The 17,806-nt window shown below is 68.7% G+C and carries 25 protein-coding genes; 15 read left to right on the forward strand and 10 right to left on the reverse strand.

From position 1 onward, the window contains the following. Positions 1-65: 65 nt before the first annotated feature. Positions 66-743 carry a hypothetical protein gene (locus tag NO878_RS06890; RefSeq protein WP_256405220.1) on the forward strand — a complete coding sequence of 226 codons (678 nt, stop codon included), beginning with the start codon at positions 66-68 and terminating at the stop codon, positions 741-743. Continuing rightward, positions 740-1,177, forward strand: coding sequence for a JAB/MPN domain protein-containing protein (locus NO878_RS06895; protein ID WP_465262107.1), 438 nt, complete (start codon positions 740-742; stop codon positions 1,175-1,177). The genes NO878_RS06890 and NO878_RS06895 overlap by 4 nt, the downstream gene beginning before the upstream one ends. Positions 1,178-1,196: 19 nt before the next feature. Here NO878_RS06895 and NO878_RS06900 read toward each other — a convergent pair whose 3' ends face one another. After that, entirely contained in the window at positions 1,197-1,406 is a 210-nt protein-coding gene (locus tag NO878_RS06900) for a ribbon-helix-helix domain-containing protein (RefSeq protein WP_256405221.1), read from the reverse strand. An 84-nt stretch (positions 1,407-1,490) separates the two neighbouring features. Between NO878_RS06900 and NO878_RS06905 the strand changes: the two genes are divergently transcribed. Beyond that, positions 1,491-1,817, forward strand: a complete 327-nt coding sequence (locus NO878_RS06905; protein ID WP_256405222.1) for a hypothetical protein — start codon at positions 1,491-1,493, stop codon at positions 1,815-1,817. On the opposite strand, the gene NO878_RS06910 is transcribed toward NO878_RS06905, so the two are convergent. Continuing rightward, positions 1,814-2,479 carry a helix-turn-helix domain-containing protein gene (locus tag NO878_RS06910; protein WP_256405223.1) on the reverse strand — a complete coding sequence of 222 codons (666 nt, stop codon included), beginning with the start codon at positions 2,477-2,479 and terminating at the stop codon, positions 1,814-1,816. The two genes, NO878_RS06905 and NO878_RS06910, sit on opposite strands and share 4 nt — an antisense overlap. 199 nt (positions 2,480-2,678) lie before the next feature. On the opposite strand from NO878_RS06910, the gene NO878_RS06915 reads away from it, so the two are divergent. Then, complete coding sequence (locus tag NO878_RS06915; RefSeq protein ID WP_256405224.1) at positions 2,679-3,953, forward strand: MFS transporter; 1,275 nt, start codon at positions 2,679-2,681, stop codon at positions 3,951-3,953. Here the strand turns inward: NO878_RS06915 and menE are convergent. Genes menE through NO878_RS06930 form a run of 3 tightly spaced genes read right to left on the reverse strand, consistent with a single transcriptional unit; the run spans position 3,950 to position 6,148 of the window. Further along, complete coding sequence (menE, locus tag NO878_RS06920; protein ID WP_256405225.1) at positions 3,950-5,431, reverse strand: o-succinylbenzoate--CoA ligase; 1,482 nt, start codon at positions 5,429-5,431, stop codon at positions 3,950-3,952. The genes NO878_RS06915 and menE overlap by 4 nt on opposite strands. Continuing rightward, on the reverse strand, positions 5,428-5,817 hold the full coding sequence (gene mce / locus NO878_RS06925; RefSeq protein ID WP_256405226.1) for a methylmalonyl-CoA epimerase: 390 nt from the start codon (positions 5,815-5,817) through the stop codon (positions 5,428-5,430). Before mce ends, menE begins: the two co-directional genes overlap by 4 nt. Positions 5,818-5,848: 31 nt before the next feature. Further along, positions 5,849-6,148: a hypothetical protein gene (locus NO878_RS06930; protein ID WP_256405227.1), complete on the reverse strand. Its 300-nt coding sequence runs from the start codon at positions 6,146-6,148 to the stop codon at positions 5,849-5,851. Between the two features lie 105 nt (positions 6,149-6,253). Between NO878_RS06930 and NO878_RS06935 the strand changes: the two genes are divergently transcribed. After that, positions 6,254-6,946 carry an HAD family hydrolase gene (locus tag NO878_RS06935; protein WP_256405228.1) on the forward strand — a complete coding sequence of 231 codons (693 nt, stop codon included), beginning with the start codon at positions 6,254-6,256 and terminating at the stop codon, positions 6,944-6,946. Positions 6,947-7,012: 66 nt separating this feature from the next. Continuing rightward, positions 7,013-7,177: a hypothetical protein gene (locus NO878_RS06940; RefSeq protein WP_256405229.1), complete on the forward strand. Its 165-nt coding sequence runs from the start codon at positions 7,013-7,015 to the stop codon at positions 7,175-7,177. A gap of 5 nt (positions 7,178-7,182) precedes the next feature. Here the strand turns inward: NO878_RS06940 and NO878_RS06945 are convergent, their stop codons facing one another. Then, on the reverse strand, positions 7,183-8,862 hold the full coding sequence (locus tag NO878_RS06945; protein WP_256405230.1) for an acyl-CoA mutase large subunit family protein: 1,680 nt from the start codon (positions 8,860-8,862) through the stop codon (positions 7,183-7,185). Positions 8,863-8,983: 121 nt separating this feature from the next. Between NO878_RS06945 and NO878_RS06950 the strand changes: the two genes are divergently transcribed. From NO878_RS06950 to NO878_RS06985, 8 genes are all read left to right on the forward strand, one after another. Beyond that, positions 8,984-9,316 carry an SHOCT domain-containing protein gene (locus tag NO878_RS06950; RefSeq protein ID WP_256405231.1) on the forward strand — a complete coding sequence of 111 codons (333 nt, stop codon included), beginning with the start codon at positions 8,984-8,986 and terminating at the stop codon, positions 9,314-9,316. Positions 9,317-9,497: 181 nt separating this feature from the next. Next, positions 9,498-11,870, forward strand: a complete 2,373-nt coding sequence (locus NO878_RS06955; protein ID WP_256405232.1) for a methyl-accepting chemotaxis protein — start codon at positions 9,498-9,500, stop codon at positions 11,868-11,870. Positions 11,871-11,940: 70 nt separating this feature from the next. Further along, on the forward strand, positions 11,941-12,711 hold the full coding sequence (locus tag NO878_RS06960; protein ID WP_256405233.1) for a creatininase family protein: 771 nt from the start codon (positions 11,941-11,943) through the stop codon (positions 12,709-12,711). 46 nt (positions 12,712-12,757) lie between these two features. Next, positions 12,758-13,273, forward strand: a complete 516-nt coding sequence (locus NO878_RS06965; protein ID WP_256405234.1) for a TspO/MBR family protein — start codon at positions 12,758-12,760, stop codon at positions 13,271-13,273. Between the two features lie 56 nt (positions 13,274-13,329). Then, a complete protein-coding gene (locus tag NO878_RS06970) occupies positions 13,330-13,731 on the forward strand; it encodes a nascent polypeptide-associated complex protein (protein WP_256405235.1) in 402 nt (133 codons plus the stop codon). Continuing rightward, complete coding sequence (locus NO878_RS06975) at positions 13,728-14,456, forward strand: methyltransferase domain-containing protein (RefSeq protein ID WP_256405236.1); 729 nt, start codon at positions 13,728-13,730, stop codon at positions 14,454-14,456. The genes NO878_RS06970 and NO878_RS06975 overlap by 4 nt, the downstream gene beginning before the upstream one ends. 61 nt (positions 14,457-14,517) lie before the next feature. After that, entirely contained in the window at positions 14,518-14,739 is a 222-nt protein-coding gene (locus NO878_RS06980) for a hypothetical protein (protein WP_256405237.1), read from the forward strand. Then, a complete protein-coding gene (locus tag NO878_RS06985; RefSeq protein WP_256405238.1) occupies positions 14,736-15,056 on the forward strand; it encodes a peptide ABC transporter ATP-binding protein in 321 nt (106 codons plus the stop codon). The genes NO878_RS06980 and NO878_RS06985 overlap by 4 nt, the downstream gene beginning before the upstream one ends. On the opposite strand, the gene NO878_RS06990 is transcribed toward NO878_RS06985, so the two are convergent. The 4 genes from NO878_RS06990 to NO878_RS07005 form a co-directional block, all read right to left on the reverse strand. Then, complete coding sequence (locus tag NO878_RS06990) at positions 15,053-15,643, reverse strand: DUF6517 family protein (RefSeq protein ID WP_256405239.1); 591 nt, start codon at positions 15,641-15,643, stop codon at positions 15,053-15,055. The genes NO878_RS06985 and NO878_RS06990 overlap by 4 nt on opposite strands. Before the next feature lie 49 nt (positions 15,644-15,692). Then, positions 15,693-16,010 carry a transcription factor S gene (locus tag NO878_RS06995; protein WP_256405240.1) on the reverse strand — a complete coding sequence of 106 codons (318 nt, stop codon included), beginning with the start codon at positions 16,008-16,010 and terminating at the stop codon, positions 15,693-15,695. Between the two features lie 89 nt (positions 16,011-16,099). Beyond that, positions 16,100-16,357 carry a DUF5789 family protein gene (locus tag NO878_RS07000; protein ID WP_256405241.1) on the reverse strand — a complete coding sequence of 86 codons (258 nt, stop codon included), beginning with the start codon at positions 16,355-16,357 and terminating at the stop codon, positions 16,100-16,102. 38 nt (positions 16,358-16,395) lie between these two features. Further along, on the reverse strand, positions 16,396-17,025 hold the full coding sequence (locus NO878_RS07005) for an ArsR/SmtB family transcription factor (protein ID WP_256405242.1): 630 nt from the start codon (positions 17,023-17,025) through the stop codon (positions 16,396-16,398). 181 nt (positions 17,026-17,206) lie between these two features. Between NO878_RS07005 and dpsA the strand changes: the two genes are divergently transcribed. After that, entirely contained in the window at positions 17,207-17,755 is a 549-nt protein-coding gene (gene dpsA, locus NO878_RS07010) for a DNA starvation/stationary phase protection protein DpsA (protein ID WP_256405243.1), read from the forward strand. Positions 17,756-17,806 lie beyond the last annotated feature (51 nt).

Genomic DNA, 17,806 nt, shown 5'->3' on the forward strand with positions numbered 1-17,806 from the left:
CGGGGGCCGCGGCGGTGGAGGACGCGAGTCGAAGGTTTATCCGCGTCCCGCCCCCATCACGTGGTATGCCACTGAAGGGCGGTCGCGCTGAGCTGCGTGAGATCGACCGCTGGGCGGACGGCGTCGGTTGGATCGCCTATCCCGACGAGCAGATGCAACGGGCGAGTCACGCCCTCGTCGGCGACGACGGGGTGTGGGTGGTCGACCCGGTCGACGCACCGGGACTGGACGACCTGCTCGCGGAGTTCGGCGACGTGGCCGGCGTCGCGGTCTGTCTCGACCGTCACGAGCGTGACGCCGGGACGGTCGCCGCTCGCCACGACGCCCCCGTCTACGTTCCCGAGTGGATGGACGGGGTGGCGTCGTCGTTCGACGAACCGGTCGAGCGATTCGGCGGAGAACTCGGCGACTCCGGCTACCGCGTCCGCCGGGTTCGGGACGCCTCCTTGCCGCCGTGGCAGGAGGCCGCACTCTACACGGACGAGACGCTGCTGGTGCCCGAGGCCGTCGGCACCGCCTCGTTCTTCCGGGCCGGATCGGAACGGCTCGGCGTCCATCCGATGCTCCGGCCGATCCCACCCCGGCGGGCGCTCGCCGGTCTCGACCCCGACCGGGTGCTCGTCGGCCACGGCGAGGGCGTCGTCACGGACGCGGCCGACGCACTCCGGGACGCCCTCGACGGCGCGCGGCGGCGCCTGCCGGCCGCGTACGCGAAGATGGTCCGTGAAATGGTCCTGGGGTGACTCCCGACGGCGACGCCGACCGGCCGGTGTACGCCACCCGGGGGCTTGTCGAGATGCTGCTCGGGCGCGCCGCCGATACGGAGCCGTCGTCGGTGAACCTCGTTCTCGATACGACGACGGCCGGCGAGTTCGACGCCGGACTGGAGCTCGCTCCGTCGACGCCGATTCTCAGTCACGTCTACTTCCCCACGGCGGGAGGCGCGGTCAACGACGTCTTCGGCGTCGACCTCGGGACGCCCGCCGGTCGAGGGCGCGCACGCTTTCTCAGCCACCCGCAGGGGCCTGCAGAGCTTACCCGCCGTGACGACCTGGCGGGCGTCGTGTTGCTCGCGGTGCCGCCGTGGGAGGAACTGCTCGCCTTCGACCGCCGGGGACGTCCGCTCGACCTGACCGTCGTCGACGCCGACCCGCCCACGGAGTCGCTCCCCGAGTGATCGCGGCCGAGGCCTGCGCTCACTCGAGGTAGCCGAGGTCGGCCAACTGGTCGGCGATTTCCTCGAACTCCGCCTCGGTCAGTTCGCCGCGGCGCTGATGCTGGATGACGATACTCCGGAGGAGAAAGCGGACGAGGTCGCTCGTACTCGAAAAGCTGGTGCCGTCGATGGTCTCCTCGATCCGATCCCCGAGTTCCTTCGGGATCGAGACCGTCGTGTACTCGGTCATAGCTGGACCCAGGAGCGCGGGCGGGTTATATGACGGGGATCGACATGGCGGTCATTTTTAGTAGCTCGCCGATAACCTCCGATAATGGCAGCCAGGCCGCCCCAACAGGATTCGTCGTCACCGGATGCGATCGAGTTCGGCATCGCGGCACTGGCCGGCCACCTCGACCGGACGGACATCGACTTCCCCGCGACGGACGAGGAAATCGTCCGCGCGCTTGGTGATCCGGACGTGCCGTACGATGCCGCCGGCAGCGCCGTCGCGCTCTCGGAGGCGATAGAGACGCTCCCGAAACGAACCTTCGAATCCGAGTCGGAGTTGCTCGACCTGCTCCACCCCGTCTTCGAGGAGTACCGCGTCTCGACGAGTGGGAGTCTACTCGGCCGCCTCCGTTCGATCCTTCCCTTCTAGCCGACGGCCTGTGGTGTCTCGTCGAGCGCCACGTCCAGTCGCTCGGTGACGAACTCCTTGATCACACGCTCTTCGGCCCGGTGGAGCGTGACACTCGCCGTCGACTTCGCTAGGTCGGCCGCCTCGGCAACGTCGGTCAGCGTGCTCTCCCGCGGGGTGTCGTAGTAGCCCATCTCGACGGCCGTCACCAGCAACTCCTGTTGGCCGTCGGTGAGCAGATTCGGCGACTCCGTGGCGTCGTACACCCGGTTGAGGGTATAGGACATCCCGAAGGCGTCGAGTTGGCGGCCGAACTCCGAGAGCCGATCCCGGGAGGCCGTGAGTTCGATGACCGCCTCGCCGTCCCTGATCGTCACGGGGAGTTCGATGGGTGCCCCCGACTCCTGAATCGACAGGAGAAGCAGAGGCTCGCTCGTCTCGAACTGGACGATGACGGTATCGTCGGTCTGTTGCATCAGTTCCAGCGAGGAGATACCCGAGCGATCCTCGAGGGCGTCGAGTACGTCGGGCATCTCCGCGCTCTCGATTTCGAGCAGGCCGAACCCCGCGTCCCCCGACGGCACCGCCGAGAGCACCCGGAACGTCGTCGATGGAAACGACCGAGAAATCTCCCCGATCCAGATGGCGGACGGCAGGTCGATGGTGAGCTTGGCGTATGGCATGGGTGCGCGTGGACGAACGTGAGCCGGTCACACGGGGGTTTACCCGAATATGTTCGCTGGGTCCGGGGCCGCTCGGATGGCGTTCAGTGCGGGGCCGGCGTCCGCGGCCCGGCGGTCGCTCCCGCTGCGGCCGTCGGTCGGGGTCGCGGGTCGCGGCGGAAACGAACCGTTCACGTAGGGGCGAGACCGACCCCGGGACGTGTTCGGATCGACGCTCGACGCCGTTCGTGGCTTCCGACGGTCGGTCTACGCCGTGGCCGGAGGCCGCCTCATCAACGTCTTCGGATCGGGGCTGGTCTACCCCTTCGCGAGCATCCACTTCCACCTGCAGGTGGGCCTCCCGCTGAGTATCGTCGGCCTGGGACTGCTCGCGAACAACGTCGCCACGGCGACGGGGACGGCCGTCGGCGGCTACCTCGCCGACCGCTACGGCCGACGACCGGTGATGGTCGGGAGCATGGCCCTCTCGGCGTTTACGCTCGCGGCGTACGCGCTCGTGACGACGGGCGCAGGGTTCGTCGCCGTCGCGACGGCGGCGGGACTGACGACGGGACTGTACGCCCCCGCGAGTCAGGCGATGATCGCGGATCTCACGGACGCGACGGAGCGAGAGCGCGGCTACGGTCTCCTGAAAGTTGCCAGCAACGTCGGCTTCGGCTCCGGATTCGTCGTCGGTGGCGTCCTCTACGAGTTCGCCGACACGGCCGTGTTCGTCGCCGACGGCCTCACCTCCGCCGTCGTCGCCGTCGTCCTCCTCGCTGCCCTCCCACGAGTCCACGAGGGTCGGCCGGCCGCCACCCTCTCGGAGAGCGTTGGCGACTGGGGGCGGGCCATCTCTCGGCCGCGACTCCTCGCGCTTGCCGGTCTCAACGTCGGCTTCGCGGTTATGTACGCCCAAATGCAGGCGACGGTGCCCGTCGTCGCCAGCGAAACGCTGGGACTCGACTCCGCCGAAATCGGCACGCTCTACGTCCTCAACCCGCTGGTCCTCGTCGTCTTCCAGATGCCGGTGCTGGCCGCCGTCTCCGGGTGGCGCCGGACTCGCGGCCTCGTCGTGTCGACGGCCTTCTGGGGGGCCGGCTTCCTCGCCGTGGTCGCCGTCGACTGGACGCCCGCGCTCCTCGCGGCCGTCGCCGTCGAGTCGACTGCGCGGGCGACGACGTTCCTCGGCGTCGGTCTCCTCGCCGCCTTTCTCGTCCTCCGGACCGTGGGCGAGGTACTCCACTCGCCGCTGGTCACGTCACTGGCGAGCGATCTCGGTCACGCCGACGGGCGGGGGTCGCGCCTCTCGCTGATCGAAATCGCCAAGCGACTGGGGATGGGCGGCGGCGCCGCCCTCGGCGGCGTCTTCTTCGATTTCGGCCTCGACGCCTTGCTCTGGCCGGCGCTCGTCGTCGGCTGTCTGGGGCTGGCGGGCGGGCTGTTCGCACTCGAACGCCGCGTCTCGCCCGCCGAAAACGGCGTCGGCGGTTAATCGCGTAGCCGCTCGCGCACCGCGTCGCGGCGGACGGTCCCCGAGTCGGTCCGGGGGATCGACGCCGCAAATCGGATCGTCCGCGGCACCTTATAGTCCGCCAGCGCCTCCCGACAGTGCGCTCTGAGTGCGTCCGCCGAGGGGTCGCTCCCGTCTCGCGGGACGACCAGTGCGGCGACGCGTTCGCCCCACTCCTCGTCCGGGACGCCCACGACCGCCGTGTCGGCAACGTCGGGGTGGGTCCGGAGGCGTTCGGCCACCGCCGCGGGCGCGACGTTCTCCCCGCCGGTGACGATCCGGTCGTCGGTGCGACCGATCACCCAGAGACGGCCGTCGGCGTCGCGATAGCCCACGTCGCCGGTCCGCAGGCCGTCTTCGCCGAACGCGTCGGCGCCGCGGCCACCGAGATAGCCCGGCGTCACCGTCGGCCCGTCGACGACGAGTTCGCCCACCTCGCCAGGTGGCCGTTCGTCGCCGTCGTCGCCGCGGACGGTCACCGCGGTCCAGAGCAGCGGTCGTCCGACGGTGCCCGGGTGCCCCTGTGCCTCGGCGGGCGTCGCCGTCGCAATCTGTGACGCCGTCTCGGTCATGCCGTAGGTGGGGAAGACGGGCACGTCTCGGGCCGCACACCGGTCGAGCGTCGCCTCGCTCGCGGGCGCCCCCCCGAGCAGGACCGCCCGGAGGGAGTCGCCGAGCGATCCCTCGGTCGCGTCGAGTAGTCGGTCGAGCGTCGTCGGCACCAGCGACGTGGCGGTCACGCCGTAGCGCTCGAAGTCGGCGGCGACGGCCGCGGCGTCGAACGACCGCCGGAGGACGACCGTCATGCCGTACAGGGGCATCCTGAACACGGGCGTGAGGCCGCCGACGTGATGCAGGGGGAGCGCGACGTGCCACGTCTCCGCGCGGTCGAGGCCGAGACGGAAGGCCGAGGCGGCGGCGCTGGCGAGGAGGTTGCCGAGGGTCAGTCGCACCCCCTTCGGCTCGCCGGTCGTCCCGGAGGTAAAGGGGATCAGGGCCGTCGTGTCGAGCGCCCAGTCGTGCGGGACGACGGCGTCCGGCGTGCGTGCATCGAGGGCGGGCACCCCGTCGCCGTCGTCGACGGTGACGACCGGGACGTCGCTGGCGTCGTCCGCCGCCGCAACCGCACGCTCGGCCGTCGCCGCCGAACAGACCACGGCCGTCGCGCCCGCGCGCTCGATGTTTGCGGCGAGTTCGGCGGGCGTAAGCCGGTGACCGAGGGGGACGGTGACCGCACCCAGGCGGAGCGCCGCGTGGAACACACGGACGGTGGCCGGCCGTGGAGGGAAGACGAGCGCGAGGCGGTCACCGGGACGGACGCCGAGGGCCGCGAGGCGGCCGGCGGTTCGTTCGACGGCCGCATCTACCTCGGCGACCGTCCACCGGTCGTCCGTGTCGGCGTCGACGAGCGCCGTCGCGTCGGGGGACACGTCGGCCCGATAGGTGAGCGGATCGTTCATGCACTCTCGACGAACTCCACGAGGACGCCGCCGGTCGACCCGGGGTGGAGGAAGGCGACGCGGTGGCCCCAGGCACCGGGTCGGGGTTCCTCGTCGACGAGTTCGACGCCGTGGGCCCGGGCAGCGTCGAGGGCAGCCGCCACGTCCGCCGTCTCGAAGGCGACGTGGTGGATGCCGGGACCATCGCGCTCCAGCGACCGGGCGACCGGCCCCGACTCCGCAGTCGGTTCGAGGAGTTCCAGATAGCCGTTACCTAGGTCGAGAAAGGTCACGTCGAGACCGTCGAAGGGTTCGCGGTGGGCCACCGGCACGTCGAGGAGGCCTCCGAACAGGTCGGCCAACTGATCGGCGTCCCGCGTGGCGATGCCGAGGTGATCGAAGCGCATACCCTCACTCCCGCGTCCGCGAACAAATACCCTACGTGGCCTCCGCGTCGTCGTCGTCCGTCGCGAACGGGGAGTCCTCGACGGCGACGGATTCGACCTTGCGGGCACGCTCTGCCAGTTCCGAGAAGTAATCGAGCGCGATGGGGATGATCTCGTCGTCGGCCGCGCGTTTGAACCGCCCGTCGACGAACCCGAGATACTCCGTATCGTCGCCGAGGGGTTCGAACTTCAGCACCCACTCGGGGCCGTTCGCGTTCAACCAGTTGGCGATGTCGTTGCCCGTGATCGTGTCCCGGTCGAGCACGTCACCCGGCGGTTCGGTCTCACTCATCGTCCGGAGAAAGGTGGGTAGTGACTAAACGTTATCCCCGAGACACTGCCGTCGGGGCGTGCCGATAGCGTGACCGTGATCCGACTCCGAGACAGAGAGACAGGTATGAGCCCGTCCGGGACGGACACGACGGAGGCCGAGACGACCGACCGCGCCTTGCTGTTCGACATGGACGGCGTCTTAGTCGAGGGGCGGGGCGCCGACGACGCCGTCCACGACTACGCCCGCGACGACGCCCTCGCGGAATACGGAATCGACCCGCCGGATCGACACCGCGCGGCGCTGGGGAGTTACGAGTACACGGAGACGTTCGTCGCGGCGTGTCGCGCCGTCGGGGTTGACCCGGTCGAGTTCTACGCCGCGCGCGAACGCCACAGCGCCCGGCGGATCGTCGAGCGTCTCCGGGCCGGCGAACGCGGCCTCTACCCCGACGTGGACGCGCTCAGCGGGGTCGCAAACGGGCGTCGGCTCGGAGTCGTCAGCAACAACTACCACCGGGCCGTCGAGTTCGTGGTCGACCACCACGGGCTGGACACCTTCTCGTTCGTCCGCGGCCGCGACCCGGGCGTCGATGGCTTTCGCCGCCGCAAGCCGGACCCCCACTACCTGGTCGAGGCGCTGGACGCCCTCGGCGCCGACGCCGGCTACTACGTTGGTGACCGCGAGACAGATGTGATCGCCGCCGAACGCGCCGGCCTCAACGGCGTGTTCGTCCGCCGGGACCACAACGCCGACACGACCCTGGACGTCGACCCGGCCCACGAAGTCGACTCTCTAGCCGAACTCGACCGGCTGTGAGGGCGGCGAGTACGGGGCACCGGAATCTATAAGAGCCGACGCCACATCAAACTATAATGATAAACCATGAATGATACGGAGACAGCGGGCTGCCCGCTCTGTCCGCGGGAGCTATCCGTCCGCACGGAGCTACGGGTCCACCTGATGGTCGACCACCGGAAGAGCGCGGTCATCGAAGAGTACGTCGCCCGGTTGGAGCACCGCGACGAGTCGGCGGCCCCCGCCCCTTGATTGGGCTACCGCCCCGGCTGGTACTCCCCGAACTCATCGCGGAGGACGTTCGCTATCTCGCCGACCGTGGCGTAGGCTTTCACCGCGTCGACGATGGGCGGGAGTAGGTTGTCGTCGCCGCGAGCACGCTCCCGGAGGGCCGCGAGTGCGGCCTCGACGGCCTCGTCGTCGCGCTCGGCCCGCACCGTCTCGAGGCGGTCGACCTGGCGGCGTTCGTCCTCCTCGGTCACCTCCTCTAAGTCCACCGCGGGGTCTTCGTCCTCGACGCGGTACTCGTTGACACCGACGATGACCCGTTCGCCCTCCTCGATCTCCTCCTGACGGTCGAAGGCGACGTCCTGAATCTGGCCTTGCACCCACTGGGACTTCACCGCGTCGAGCATGCCGCCGCGTTCGTCGATTTCGTCGAGCAGTTCGCGGGCCTCCGCTTCGAGGTCGTCGGTCAGGGACTCGACGTAGTAGCTCCCAGCGAGGGGGTCGATGGTGTCCGCCGCCCCCGACTCGTGAGCGAGGATCTGCTGGGTGCGCAGCGCCGTCCGGACGCTCTCTTCGGTCGGGAGCGATAGCGCCTCGTCTTTGCCGTTGGTGTGGAGGCTCTGGGTCCCGCCGAGTACGGCGGCGAGTGCTTGGTAGGCCACGCGGACGACGTTGTTGTCGATCTGCTGGGCGGTCAGCGTCGAGCCACCGGTCTGGGTGTGGAACTTCAACTGCTTCGATTTGGGGTTCTCGGCGCCGAACCGCTCTTCCATGATCGAGGCCCACATCCGGCGGGCCGCACGGAACTTCGCCACCTCCTCGAAGATGTTGTTGTGGGCGTTGAAGAAAAAGGAGAGCTGTGGGGCGAACTCGTCGACGTCGAGTCCGGCGTCGAGGGCGGCGTTCACGTATTCGATGCCGTTACCGAGGGTGAAGGCAATCTCCTGGGCCGCGGTCGATCCCGCCTCGCGGATGTGATAGCCGGAGATGGAGATGGTGTTGAACTTCGGCGTCTCGGCGGCACAGAACTCGAAGATGTCGGTGATCAGCCGCATCGACGCCTCCGGCGGGTAGATGTAGAGGTTGCGCGCGATATACTCTTTCATGATGTCGTTCTGGATGGTCCCCCGGAGTTCGGCCCGGTCGACGCCCTGTTGGTCGCCGATGGCGACGTACATCGCCAGCAGGATGGCCGCGGGCGCGTTGATCGTCATACTCGTCGACACCTCGTCGAGGGGGATGCCGTCGAAGACCGTCTCCATGTCTCGCAGGGTGTCGATGGCGACCCCCGACTTTCCCACCTCGCCGGCAGCCATGGCGGCGTCGGAGTCGTAGCCCATCTGGGTCGGCAGGTCGAACGCCATCGAGAGGCCGGTCTGTCCCTCGTCGAGCAGGTAGTTGAACCGCTCGTTGGTCTCCGTCGCGGTCCCCATGCCCGCGTACTGGCGCATGGTCCACAGCCGACCGCGGTACATCGTCGAGTAGACGCCACGCGTGTAAGGCTCCTGTCCCGGAAAACCCAGGTCCGTCTCGTAGTCCAGGTCGGCGACGTCGTCGGGCGTGTAGAGCGGGGCGACCGACTGTCCACCGGTGTCGGTGGTGAACGCCTCCTTTCGCTCCCCGAACCGGTCCACGGTCTGCCCGTAGGCGTCGGACTCCCACTCCGCCTTGGCCTCGCGAACCCGTTCGAGGTCGTCGGGGTCGAACATAGCCGAGAGGACGCTCGCCGCGACCTTAAGCCTTCGAGGCCACCACGCCGGTTTCCAACGGGTGGGAATCGTGCCGCCACATAGGTCGTTCGCGGCCCGAGGTACAGACGAGGTGAGAACGATGCAACTCCCCACCCACGCGCTCGGCGGGCTCGCACAACACCACCCTGGCCCACACGGCCCCGGCCCACACTGGGGTGGCGGCCACCACTGGGGCGCCGGATCGCTCGGGGACGCCGGCATGGGCGCGTTCGGCCCCTGGGGTGGCTGGTGGCTCCTCCTCGTCCTCCTCGCCGTGTTGGCCGTCGTCGCGGTGGGGTATCTCGCCGCGCGACGAATCGAGGGGGACGCCGACGAGGCACTCGCGACGCTCCGCGAGCGGTACGCCGCGGGCGAACTCGACGACGAGGAGTTCGAACGGCGTCGGAACCGGCTGACCGAACGAATAGGGTGACGCCCGACGGCGCCCCGACTCGTCGTCAAGGCCGGGCAAATTTTCTCTTCTGATAATTCGGTCGAGTATTTTTATACAACCACTGGCGACTGTGACGATATATCATGCGTAGCGTCGAGCGGAGCGGGCGAGCGGAGTCGAAATCGGCAGTCTCCGGAGTACCGTCACGGCGGAGGGACCGATGAGAGGCGTTCCCTCGGTCGTCACCGACAGCTATCTGAAACGGTTCGCGACCATCGTCGCGGTCGTTCTGATCGTCGTCGCGGGCGTGGGTGTCTTCTTTCAGGGCCAGGCCGCCGCCGAGATTCGTCACAACGAACAGGCCGAACTTCGGACAATCGCGGAACTCGAAGCCAACGCGATGAACGAGTGGATCGACCGCAACGGGGAGAACGCCCGGCTGGTATCGGCGCTCAACTCAATCGAGTCGGGCGACCGATATCGGATCGACGCGGCGCTGAACGAGGAACTGGAACAGTTGCCCGACTCGACACACTCGATCCACTACGTCGACATCGGGCCGAACCGCATTATCGAGAGCACGCACGACGACCAGATCGATGGAAGCCTCGAGGATCTGCGGTGGACGCGTAGCTCGCTCGATGGACTCTCCGGGCAGGAAGCCTCCGCAGTCGCCGTCTCGGAGGGCTATCAACAGGGCGGCGTCGAACTGATCGCGTTCGCCACTCGGATCGAGGGGACCGACCGGGCCATCGTGTTGACCGTCGACGCGAGTCAGCGGGCCGCCGATTTCCGGACACCGACCGAGTCGAGTTTCACTCAAGTCGTCGACAGCGAGGGAGTAGTGACGTTCGCGGCCGACGAGGAGGCAGCGCTCGAATCGTACGGGTACGGGTACGGCCACGTCAACATGGCCCAACAGGGTGAGACAGGCGTCATGGATATGCCCGAACGCGACCTAGTCGTCGGCTACGCGCCGGTCGAAGGCAGTGACTGGGTGGTCGTCACGCACACGCCACGCTCGGAGGCGTACGCCCTCGTCGGCACCATCACCCGTGATATCGTCGCCCTCGTCGGCATCGCCTTGGCCGGCTTCCTGCTGATCGGGGTGACGCTCGGCCGAAACACGGTGAACGCGCTCAACCGCCTGACCGACGACGCGGAGGCCATCGCCGGCGGCGACCTCGATGTCGAGGTGGCGTCGACCGACCGCGACGACGAGGTTGGCCGCCTCGTCGACGCGTTCGCCGACATGCAGTCGTACCTCTCGACGGCCGCCGGACAGGCCGAAGCGGTCGCCGACCAACGGTTCGACGCCGCGGTGCTCGACGAGGACGTGCCCGGGGCGTTCGGCGAGACCATCGAGCAGATGAGCGCGGACGTCGAGCGGGCACAGCGAGAGGCCAAGGAGGCCCAACGGGACGTCGAGGAACTGAACACGGCACTGGAGACACAGGCCGACGAGTTCGGGGAGACGATGTCACAGGCCGCCGCGGGCGACCTGACCCAGCGGATGGACGCCGGCGGTCGGAGCGAGGCGATGAACAGCATCGCCGAGTCGTTCAACGGGATGATGGCCGAGATGGAGGCGACCCTGGGTCGCATCCGGGAGTTCGCCGACGAGGTAGCGACGGCGAGCCAAGAGGTGACCACGGGCACCGAGGAAGTCGAGAGCGCGAGCGAGGACGTTGCGGACTCGATCCAAGAGATATCGGCCGGCGCGGAGCGACAGGACGAGCGGCTGACGACCGTCTCGGGCGAGATGCAGAGCCTCTCGGGAGCCATCGAGGAGGTGGCGTCGTCGGCCGACGAGGTGGCGACGACCGCCGAGCGGACGGCCGAGACCAGCGAGGCCGGCAGCGACGCCGCGATGGACGCTGTCGACGAACTCGAACGGATCGAAGCCCGGGCCGAGGAAGCCGCGACGGAGGTGACGTCGCTCGCCGAGGAGGTCACCGAGATTGGCGACATCGTCGACGACGTTGCCGCCATCGCCGAGCAGACGAACATGCTGGCGCTGAACGCCTCCATCGAGGCCGCACACGCCGACAGCGACGGCGACGGATTCGCCGTCGTCGCCGACGAAATCAAGAGTCTCGCGGGCGACGCCGCCGACGCCACCGAACGGATCGACCGCCGAATCGCCGAGGTGCAGGACGCCGCGGACGGCACCGTCGACGACATGCGGACGATGCGAGAGCGTGTCGCGGACGGGAGCGAGACCATCGACGACGCGCTCACGTCACTCGACGATATCGCACGGCAGGTCGACGACCTGCACACCGGCGTCCGAGAGATCAGTGAGGCGACCGACGATCAGGCCGCGTCGACCGAGGATGTCGTCTCGATGCTCGACGAGGTGTCGGAACTCGCCGACCGGTCGAGCGCGGAGGCTGGCAACGTGTCCGCGGCCGCGGAAGAGCAGACCTCGACGCTGTCGGACGTCTCGGAGGGCGCACAGTCGCTCTCGGAGCGCGCCGAGTCGCTCCGGGAACTGCTGGCCGCGTTCACCGTCGAGTCCGAACACGGCGCCGCGGCGGCCGGCGAGGCCGGAAGCCCGTCGGCCGCGGCCGACGGCGGCACGGAGCGATAGCGCGGACGGGGGCGGTCCACACGTCGAAACACGAGCGTTCAAGGGGACGCCGCCCCGCCTTTCGGGCGATATGTACATCGCAGACGAGACGTGGCCGGAACTCGGCGACTACTTCGACGACGAGTCCCTCGCGCTCGTCCCCCTAGGCTCGACCGAACAGCACGGCCCGCACCTCCCGCTGGCGACCGACCACCTGATCGCGGAGGCCCTCGCCAGCGAGGCCGCCGAGCGAACCGGCTACCTCCGAACCCCGACGATCAACGTCGGCGTCAGCCCCCACCACCGCCAGTTCAACGGAACCATGTGGGTCGACGCCCCCGAATTCCGCGACTACGTCGAGTCGTTCACCCGAAACCTCACGTACCACGGCATCGACCGCGTGGTCTACGTCAACGCCCACGGTGGCAACGTCGACCACCTGCGCGAGGTGGGCCGACGCCTACGTGACGCCGAGGAACTCTACGCCGTCGAGTGGATGTGGGACGAGAGTATCCCCGAGTTGGTCGACGACCTGTTCGAACAGAACGGCCCGCACGGCGGGCCGAAGGAGACGGCGATGATCCAACATCTCCGCCCCGAGTTGGTCCGCGAGGACCGACTGGCCGACGCCCGGGACGGCGGCGTCCCCGACGTCGAGGCCGCGGACACGGTCAAACACGGCGCGCGGACGTTCTACGACGCCGCCGACAACACCGGCAACGGTGTGTTGGGCGACCAGACCGACGCCACCGCCGAGAAGGGCGCCGAACTGTTCGAGGCGGCGAGCGAACAGCTCTGCCGGCTCTGCGAGTGGCTCGACGACCAGCCCTTCGAGGACCTACTGCCCGAAGAGCACGTGTAGCGGTCTCCACCGGAGGCCATATACTGTCGACACACCTACACGACGTGTGTCTCTCCGTCGACGCCTCCGCCGACTCCCGGACGAGCGGCCTCGACTCGCCCTCGTCGCCGCCGTCCTCGCCGTCGAACTCGCCGGCGCGTCGGGCGCCGTCTTCACCGCCAGCGGCCTCGCGTCGTGGTACGGGACGCTCCAGCGACCGGCGCTCGCACCGCCGAACTGGGTGTTCGGCCCGGTGTGGACCGCACTCTTTGCCCTCATGGGTGTCGCCGTCTGGCTGGTGTGGCGGCGCCTGTCGTCGCCACGGACCGGGCGCCGCGCTCGCGTCGCCCTCGCCTGTTTCGCCGTTCACTTCGTCGCCAATATTGGCTGGTCGCTGGCCTTCTTCGGCCTGCAGTCGGTCGACCTCGGCCTCGCCGTGATCGGCGTGCTCTTGGCGCTGATCCTGCTCACCGTGTGGGCGTTCGACGCGGTGGATCGACGAGCGGCGCTCTTACTTGTCCCGTACCTCTGCTGGACGGCGTTCGCCGCGTATCTCAACTACCGGTTCTGGGCGTTGAACTAGGCGTGTAACCGCGACCCTTCGCCATGCTTTTGCCGTCAGGTCCCCACCCTCGATCCATGTTTGGTGGCGGCGGCATGAACCCACGGAAGATGAAACAGATGATGGAACAGATGGGCATCGACGTAACCGAACTCGATGCCGAGGAGGTCGTCATCCGAACGGCCGACGAGGAACTCGTCTTCAGCGACGCACAGGTGACGCGCATGGACGCACAGGGACAGGAGACTTACCAGGTCGTCGGCGAACCCGAACACCGCGAGCCTGGGAGCGCGGCCGGCGCCGTCGAGGCCGGCGGGGCGGACACGGACGCCGCGGCGAGTGACGACACCGCGGACGCCATCCCCGAGGACGACGTCGAACTCGTCGCGACGCGGGCTGGCGTCGGCAAAAGTGAGGCACGGGCAGCGCTCGAAGCCGCCGACGGCGACCTGGCGGCGGCCATCGCCAGCCTGGAGTGATCCTACTGGTTCGTGGCGACCGGGAGTATCTCCGGGCGCCCGGCGAGGAACTCCAGACCGACCTCGGCGTGTTGACGGTTCCCGAAGACGTCGAACCGGGACAGCGTCTGGAGACCCACCTCGGCGAGGAGTTCGTCGTTCGGGAGCCACGAGGGCCGGACCTGTTCGATCACTTCGAACGGACCGGCGCGCCGATGATGCCCCGAGATATCGGACTGGTGATCGGCATGACGGGCGCCGCGGCCGACGACCGGGTGCTCGACGCGGGAACGGGCACGGGCGTGCTCGCGGCCTATCTCGGCCGGATCGGGGCGACGGTCCGAACCTACGAACAGGACCCGGAGTTTGCCGACGTGGCCCGAGAGAACATGCGCCTCGCGGGTGTCACCGACTGCGTCGACGTGCGGACGGGCGACGTGACCGCGGAACTCGACACCCTCGCCGCGGCGGAGGGCTTCGACCTCCTCACCCTCGACACCGCGGACGCGCCGTCGGTGGTGCGTCGGGCGCCGGATCTTCTCGCCAGCGGCGGGTTCGTCGTCGTCTACTCGCCGTTCGTCGAGGGGACCCGTGCGGCCGTCGAGGCCGCAGACGAGGCGGGACTGGCGGACGTCGAGACCCACGAGACGATCCAGCGACGGATGCAGTTCGACGAGCGAGGGAGCCGTCCCGACACTCGGGGTGTCGGTCACACCGGCTACCTGACAATCGCGCGGCTGTCGTGACGGTCCCGGGGGTCGGGAGCGTTGCCGACGGTATAAGTACGTGGCCCCCGAATCGGCGCTCATGAGTCGGGAGCGCGGCGCCGAGATCGAGGACGTGCGAACGTGGCCCGAGATGGCGGTGAGCCTCTACGAGCGGCTCATCGGTCGCGACGCCGAGATCACCTACGAGTTCGACGACCTGGAGATACGGGTGCCGGACCGAATGGGCCCTGACGCCGACCACGCCCGCTGGCGCCTCGACGGAACCGTACGCGTTCGGACCCGCGAGAGCGAACGCGAGTGACTGAGCCGGACCACCCGCTCGATGTCTACGCCGACCTGACCCTCGACATCGGCGAGACGACGGTGTCGATCCGGGGATACGGCGACCTCGTCGTCGTCCGGGTGCCCTCGCTGGCCGCCGCGCGGGCGCTCGGGACTGGAACGGCGCCCCTGCTAGACCGCCTGCACGACGCCGACGTGACCCTCGACCTGCGGGTCCGCGGTCACAGCGTCGCGCGGGCCGGGCCGGGACACGATCCAGGCCCGCTCTCGCGGGCTGTCGGAGCCGCCCCCGCACGGCTCTCCCTCGGCGGCCTGGTGCTCTCCTTGCTGGATTAGCCGGTCCCGCGGATCAGTTCGAACAGCTCCGCCCGGAACGCCTGTGGATCGAGGCGGGACTCCAGGGCGTCGACGACGCCGTCGGTCACCGACCTGTCGGTGTCGGCGACGGCGGTCGGATACGCGCCGCCGGCGAGCCTGAACGCCCGGTCGGGGACCCACACTGCCAGCCAGCCGTCGACGTCGAGGGTGACGCCATCGATCCGACACCGCGTATCGTACCGGAACAGGCGGGCGTCGGCGTCCCCGACCCGGAGCGACCGCCGCTCGGCTTGCTCGACGTCGTCGAACCCACGGTCAGCGAGACGAGTAGCGAACCCGCGACTCGCCCGCGAGGCGACCAAACCGCGGAGCGCGCCCGTCACGGGCGGCGACGGGGCGAGTTCGAGGCGGGCGGCGAGAAAAAAGCGCCAACTGCGGTCGAGACCGACCTGCTCGCGGACGGCCTCGCGGAGTCGGTCGTCCTCGTAGACGAGAATCCGGGCGGTGACGGTGAGTCCGCCGGCATCGAAGGGCGTCTCGCTGGTGTCGCTCACCTGTCGCCAATCGCTCAGTCGCTCGCCGGGGACCGCGGGCGGCGCGACCATCGTCCGTCATCGGGGACGCGACGGATATATAGGTTCGTCCCGTGGCCGATCAGTGGTCGTCCTCGCGCCACTTGTGCTCGCACTCGGTACAGACGAAAAAGCGTGTCTCGGACTCGTCGGCGGCACGGATCTGCTGCATGTACCAGTAGGCCTCCTCGTTGTCACAGGAGGGGCAGTTGGCGCTCGTCGTCGGGAGACCGCTCGTCCCGCCACCGGACTCGATGATCTCCGACTCCTCTTGGGCCTGTGTCGTGACCATCTCGGCTTCCTGCTCGGCGTCGCGTGCCTGCTCGAACCCACACTGCGTACAGATCCACAGGCCGTCCTCGGTTTGCATCATTGATCCGCATTCGTCGCAGAACTCCATGGTGGCTCGAACCCTGACGCTCGACGGTCTTTAACCCACGGATAGCCGGCGCTCGCGGGGGTTCGCGGCGCGGCGGGTCGCGGCCACGGTCAGGCGTCGCCGTCCGACTGTCCCGGTTCGCCCACAGCCTCGGCTGGAAGGACGGTCTGGAGTTCCTCGAACAGTTCGTCGGCGCTGTGGAAGGCGTCGCTCCCGAGTTCCGAGACGAGTTCACCGAGATTCGACTCTCCGTCGGCAAACAGGAGTGTCACGTCCGCGAACTCGGCGGCGGCGTCGTCGCGGGTGACCGGGTAGTCGAGACGCTCGAACGCCGACTGCACCCGGCTCAGTTTCACGCGTTCGGTCATGGGCTGGCGTTGGACCCCTCGGCACTTAGTGGGTCCGACTACCGGCGGACGTAGAACGCGATGGCGACGACGACGAGTGCGAGGAGTCCACCGAGGAAGAAGAGCAGTCCGGGGGGGAGACCGGCACCCGCGGCGTCGGCGGCCGTCGTCGTCGCCTCGGTACTCATCGTCCCCATGCCCCCACCGCCGTCGGCACCGCCCGCGCCGCCGGTCCGGGCCGCGCCCGACAGGTCGCCGAGCGCCCACTGTACGAGGAGGCTCGCGACGCCCAGCAGGCCAACGGCTCCCAGCAGGCGCTTGAGCGCGCTCTCCAGGCCGTCGCTCTCGGCGCCACCGCCCGCAAACACCACGAGTGGCCGGTCGGCGGGGCCGTAGACGTTCATCTCGCGGCCCTTCTCGGAGTAGGCGGTGTCGACCACCTCGATCAGGCCCGCCTCTTCGAGGTTGCCGAGGTGATACTGGGCGTTTTGGAGGGAGGTGTCGACGGCGTCGGCGACGCGGGCGGGTGTGTCGGGTTCGTCGTGGAGGGTCGCGAGCACCTCGCGGGCCGTCTCGGAGGAGAGCGCGGAGAGGAGGTCGTCCGCGTCCTCGTCGTCGAGGCCGATGACGCGCGGATCGGCCTCCTCGGCCGCGGCGGCATCGGGACGGGAGGGCAGCAGATCAGCCATGGGCGCCGCTACGATACGGGAGGGTACAAAGCTTCCTCTCTCGGCCTGTCAGCGACGGAAAACGCCCGGTCACAGACGGGGGATAGATACACCCGAGACGGCCGAATTTAGGCGCCTCAAATCGTGACAACGGGTCACAGCGAAAAAGGGTAAGTGGGTGGAGTCCCTATCTATAGTTGCGATGAGCAAGCAAGAATCCATCCGACAGCAGGCCGACACGGTCGAGGGCAGCGAGGCGCTCCGACTCGAACAGGACAAGACCGAACAGATCGTCGAGGCGCTCAACACCGACCTCGCCGCGACGTACGTGCTCTACCACCAGCTGAAAAAGCACCACTGGAACGTCGAGGGCGCCGAGTTCCTCAATGTCCACGAGTATCTCGGCGAGGCAGCCGAGGACGCCGAGGACGCCGCCGACGAACTCGCGGAGCGGGCACAGGCGCTCGGCGCCGTCCCGCTGGCCGGCGGCAAGCGACTCGAGGAGAACGCCCCCGTCGAACCCGAGGGCGACGACGTCTACGACCTCCGCACCTCCCTCCGGAACGACATGGAGATGTACGGCGACATTATCGAGATGGTGCGCGAACACGTCGAGCTGACCGAGGGCCTCGGCGACCACGCCACCGCCGAACTGCTCCGCCAGCAGCTCCTCACCCTCGAAGAGCACGCCCACCACCTCGAACACTACCTCGAAGACGACACCCTCGTCCTCGACTCCGCCACGAACTGAACGGCGTCGAGCTGCGACCGGCGCTTCCTGCTGACGGACGCGGCCGGGACA

It is taken from the genome of Haloplanus ruber (assembly GCF_024494725.1).
Taxonomy (GTDB): Archaea; Halobacteriota; Halobacteria; order Halobacteriales; family Haloferacaceae; genus Haloplanus; species Haloplanus ruber.

What these genes read in the sequence shown, in the direction of transcription:
- NO878_RS06995 (WP_256405240.1), bottom strand. Translation starts at nt 16,010, where the DNA reads ATGGAGTTCTGCGACGAATGCGGATCAATGATGCAAACCGAGGACGGC.
- NO878_RS06980 (WP_256405237.1), top strand. Translation starts at nt 14,518, where the DNA reads ATGAGTCGGGAGCGCGGCGCCGAGATCGAGGACGTGCGAACGTGGCCC.
- NO878_RS06960 (WP_256405233.1), top strand. Translation starts at nt 11,941, where the DNA reads ATGTACATCGCAGACGAGACGTGGCCGGAACTCGGCGACTACTTCGAC.
- NO878_RS06910 (WP_256405223.1), bottom strand. Translation starts at nt 2,479, where the DNA reads ATGCCATACGCCAAGCTCACCATCGACCTGCCGTCCGCCATCTGGATC.
- NO878_RS06890 (WP_256405220.1), top strand. Translation starts at nt 66, where the DNA reads ATGCCACTGAAGGGCGGTCGCGCTGAGCTGCGTGAGATCGACCGCTGG.
- dpsA (WP_256405243.1), top strand. Translation starts at nt 17,207, where the DNA reads ATGAGCAAGCAAGAATCCATCCGACAGCAGGCCGACACGGTCGAGGGC.
- NO878_RS07000 (WP_256405241.1), bottom strand. Translation starts at nt 16,357, where the DNA reads ATGACCGAACGCGTGAAACTGAGCCGGGTGCAGTCGGCGTTCGAGCGT.
- NO878_RS06940 (WP_256405229.1), top strand. Translation starts at nt 7,013, where the DNA reads ATGAATGATACGGAGACAGCGGGCTGCCCGCTCTGTCCGCGGGAGCTA.
- mce (WP_256405226.1), bottom strand. Translation starts at nt 5,817, where the DNA reads ATGCGCTTCGATCACCTCGGCATCGCCACGCGGGACGCCGATCAGTTG.
- NO878_RS06930 (WP_256405227.1), bottom strand. Translation starts at nt 6,148, where the DNA reads ATGAGTGAGACCGAACCGCCGGGTGACGTGCTCGACCGGGACACGATC.
- NO878_RS06900 (WP_256405221.1), bottom strand. Translation starts at nt 1,406, where the DNA reads ATGACCGAGTACACGACGGTCTCGATCCCGAAGGAACTCGGGGATCGG.
- NO878_RS06990 (WP_256405239.1), bottom strand. Translation starts at nt 15,643, where the DNA reads ATGGTCGCGCCGCCCGCGGTCCCCGGCGAGCGACTGAGCGATTGGCGA.
- menE (WP_256405225.1), bottom strand. Translation starts at nt 5,431, where the DNA reads ATGAACGATCCGCTCACCTATCGGGCCGACGTGTCCCCCGACGCGACG.
- NO878_RS06950 (WP_256405231.1), top strand. Translation starts at nt 8,984, where the DNA reads ATGCAACTCCCCACCCACGCGCTCGGCGGGCTCGCACAACACCACCCT.
- NO878_RS06905 (WP_256405222.1), top strand. Translation starts at nt 1,491, where the DNA reads ATGGCAGCCAGGCCGCCCCAACAGGATTCGTCGTCACCGGATGCGATC.
- NO878_RS06955 (WP_256405232.1), top strand. Translation starts at nt 9,498, where the DNA reads ATGAGAGGCGTTCCCTCGGTCGTCACCGACAGCTATCTGAAACGGTTC.
- NO878_RS07005 (WP_256405242.1), bottom strand. Translation starts at nt 17,025, where the DNA reads ATGGCTGATCTGCTGCCCTCCCGTCCCGATGCCGCCGCGGCCGAGGAG.
- NO878_RS06970 (WP_256405235.1), top strand. Translation starts at nt 13,330, where the DNA reads ATGTTTGGTGGCGGCGGCATGAACCCACGGAAGATGAAACAGATGATG.
- NO878_RS06935 (WP_256405228.1), top strand. Translation starts at nt 6,254, where the DNA reads ATGAGCCCGTCCGGGACGGACACGACGGAGGCCGAGACGACCGACCGC.
- NO878_RS06945 (WP_256405230.1), bottom strand. Translation starts at nt 8,862, where the DNA reads ATGTTCGACCCCGACGACCTCGAACGGGTTCGCGAGGCCAAGGCGGAG.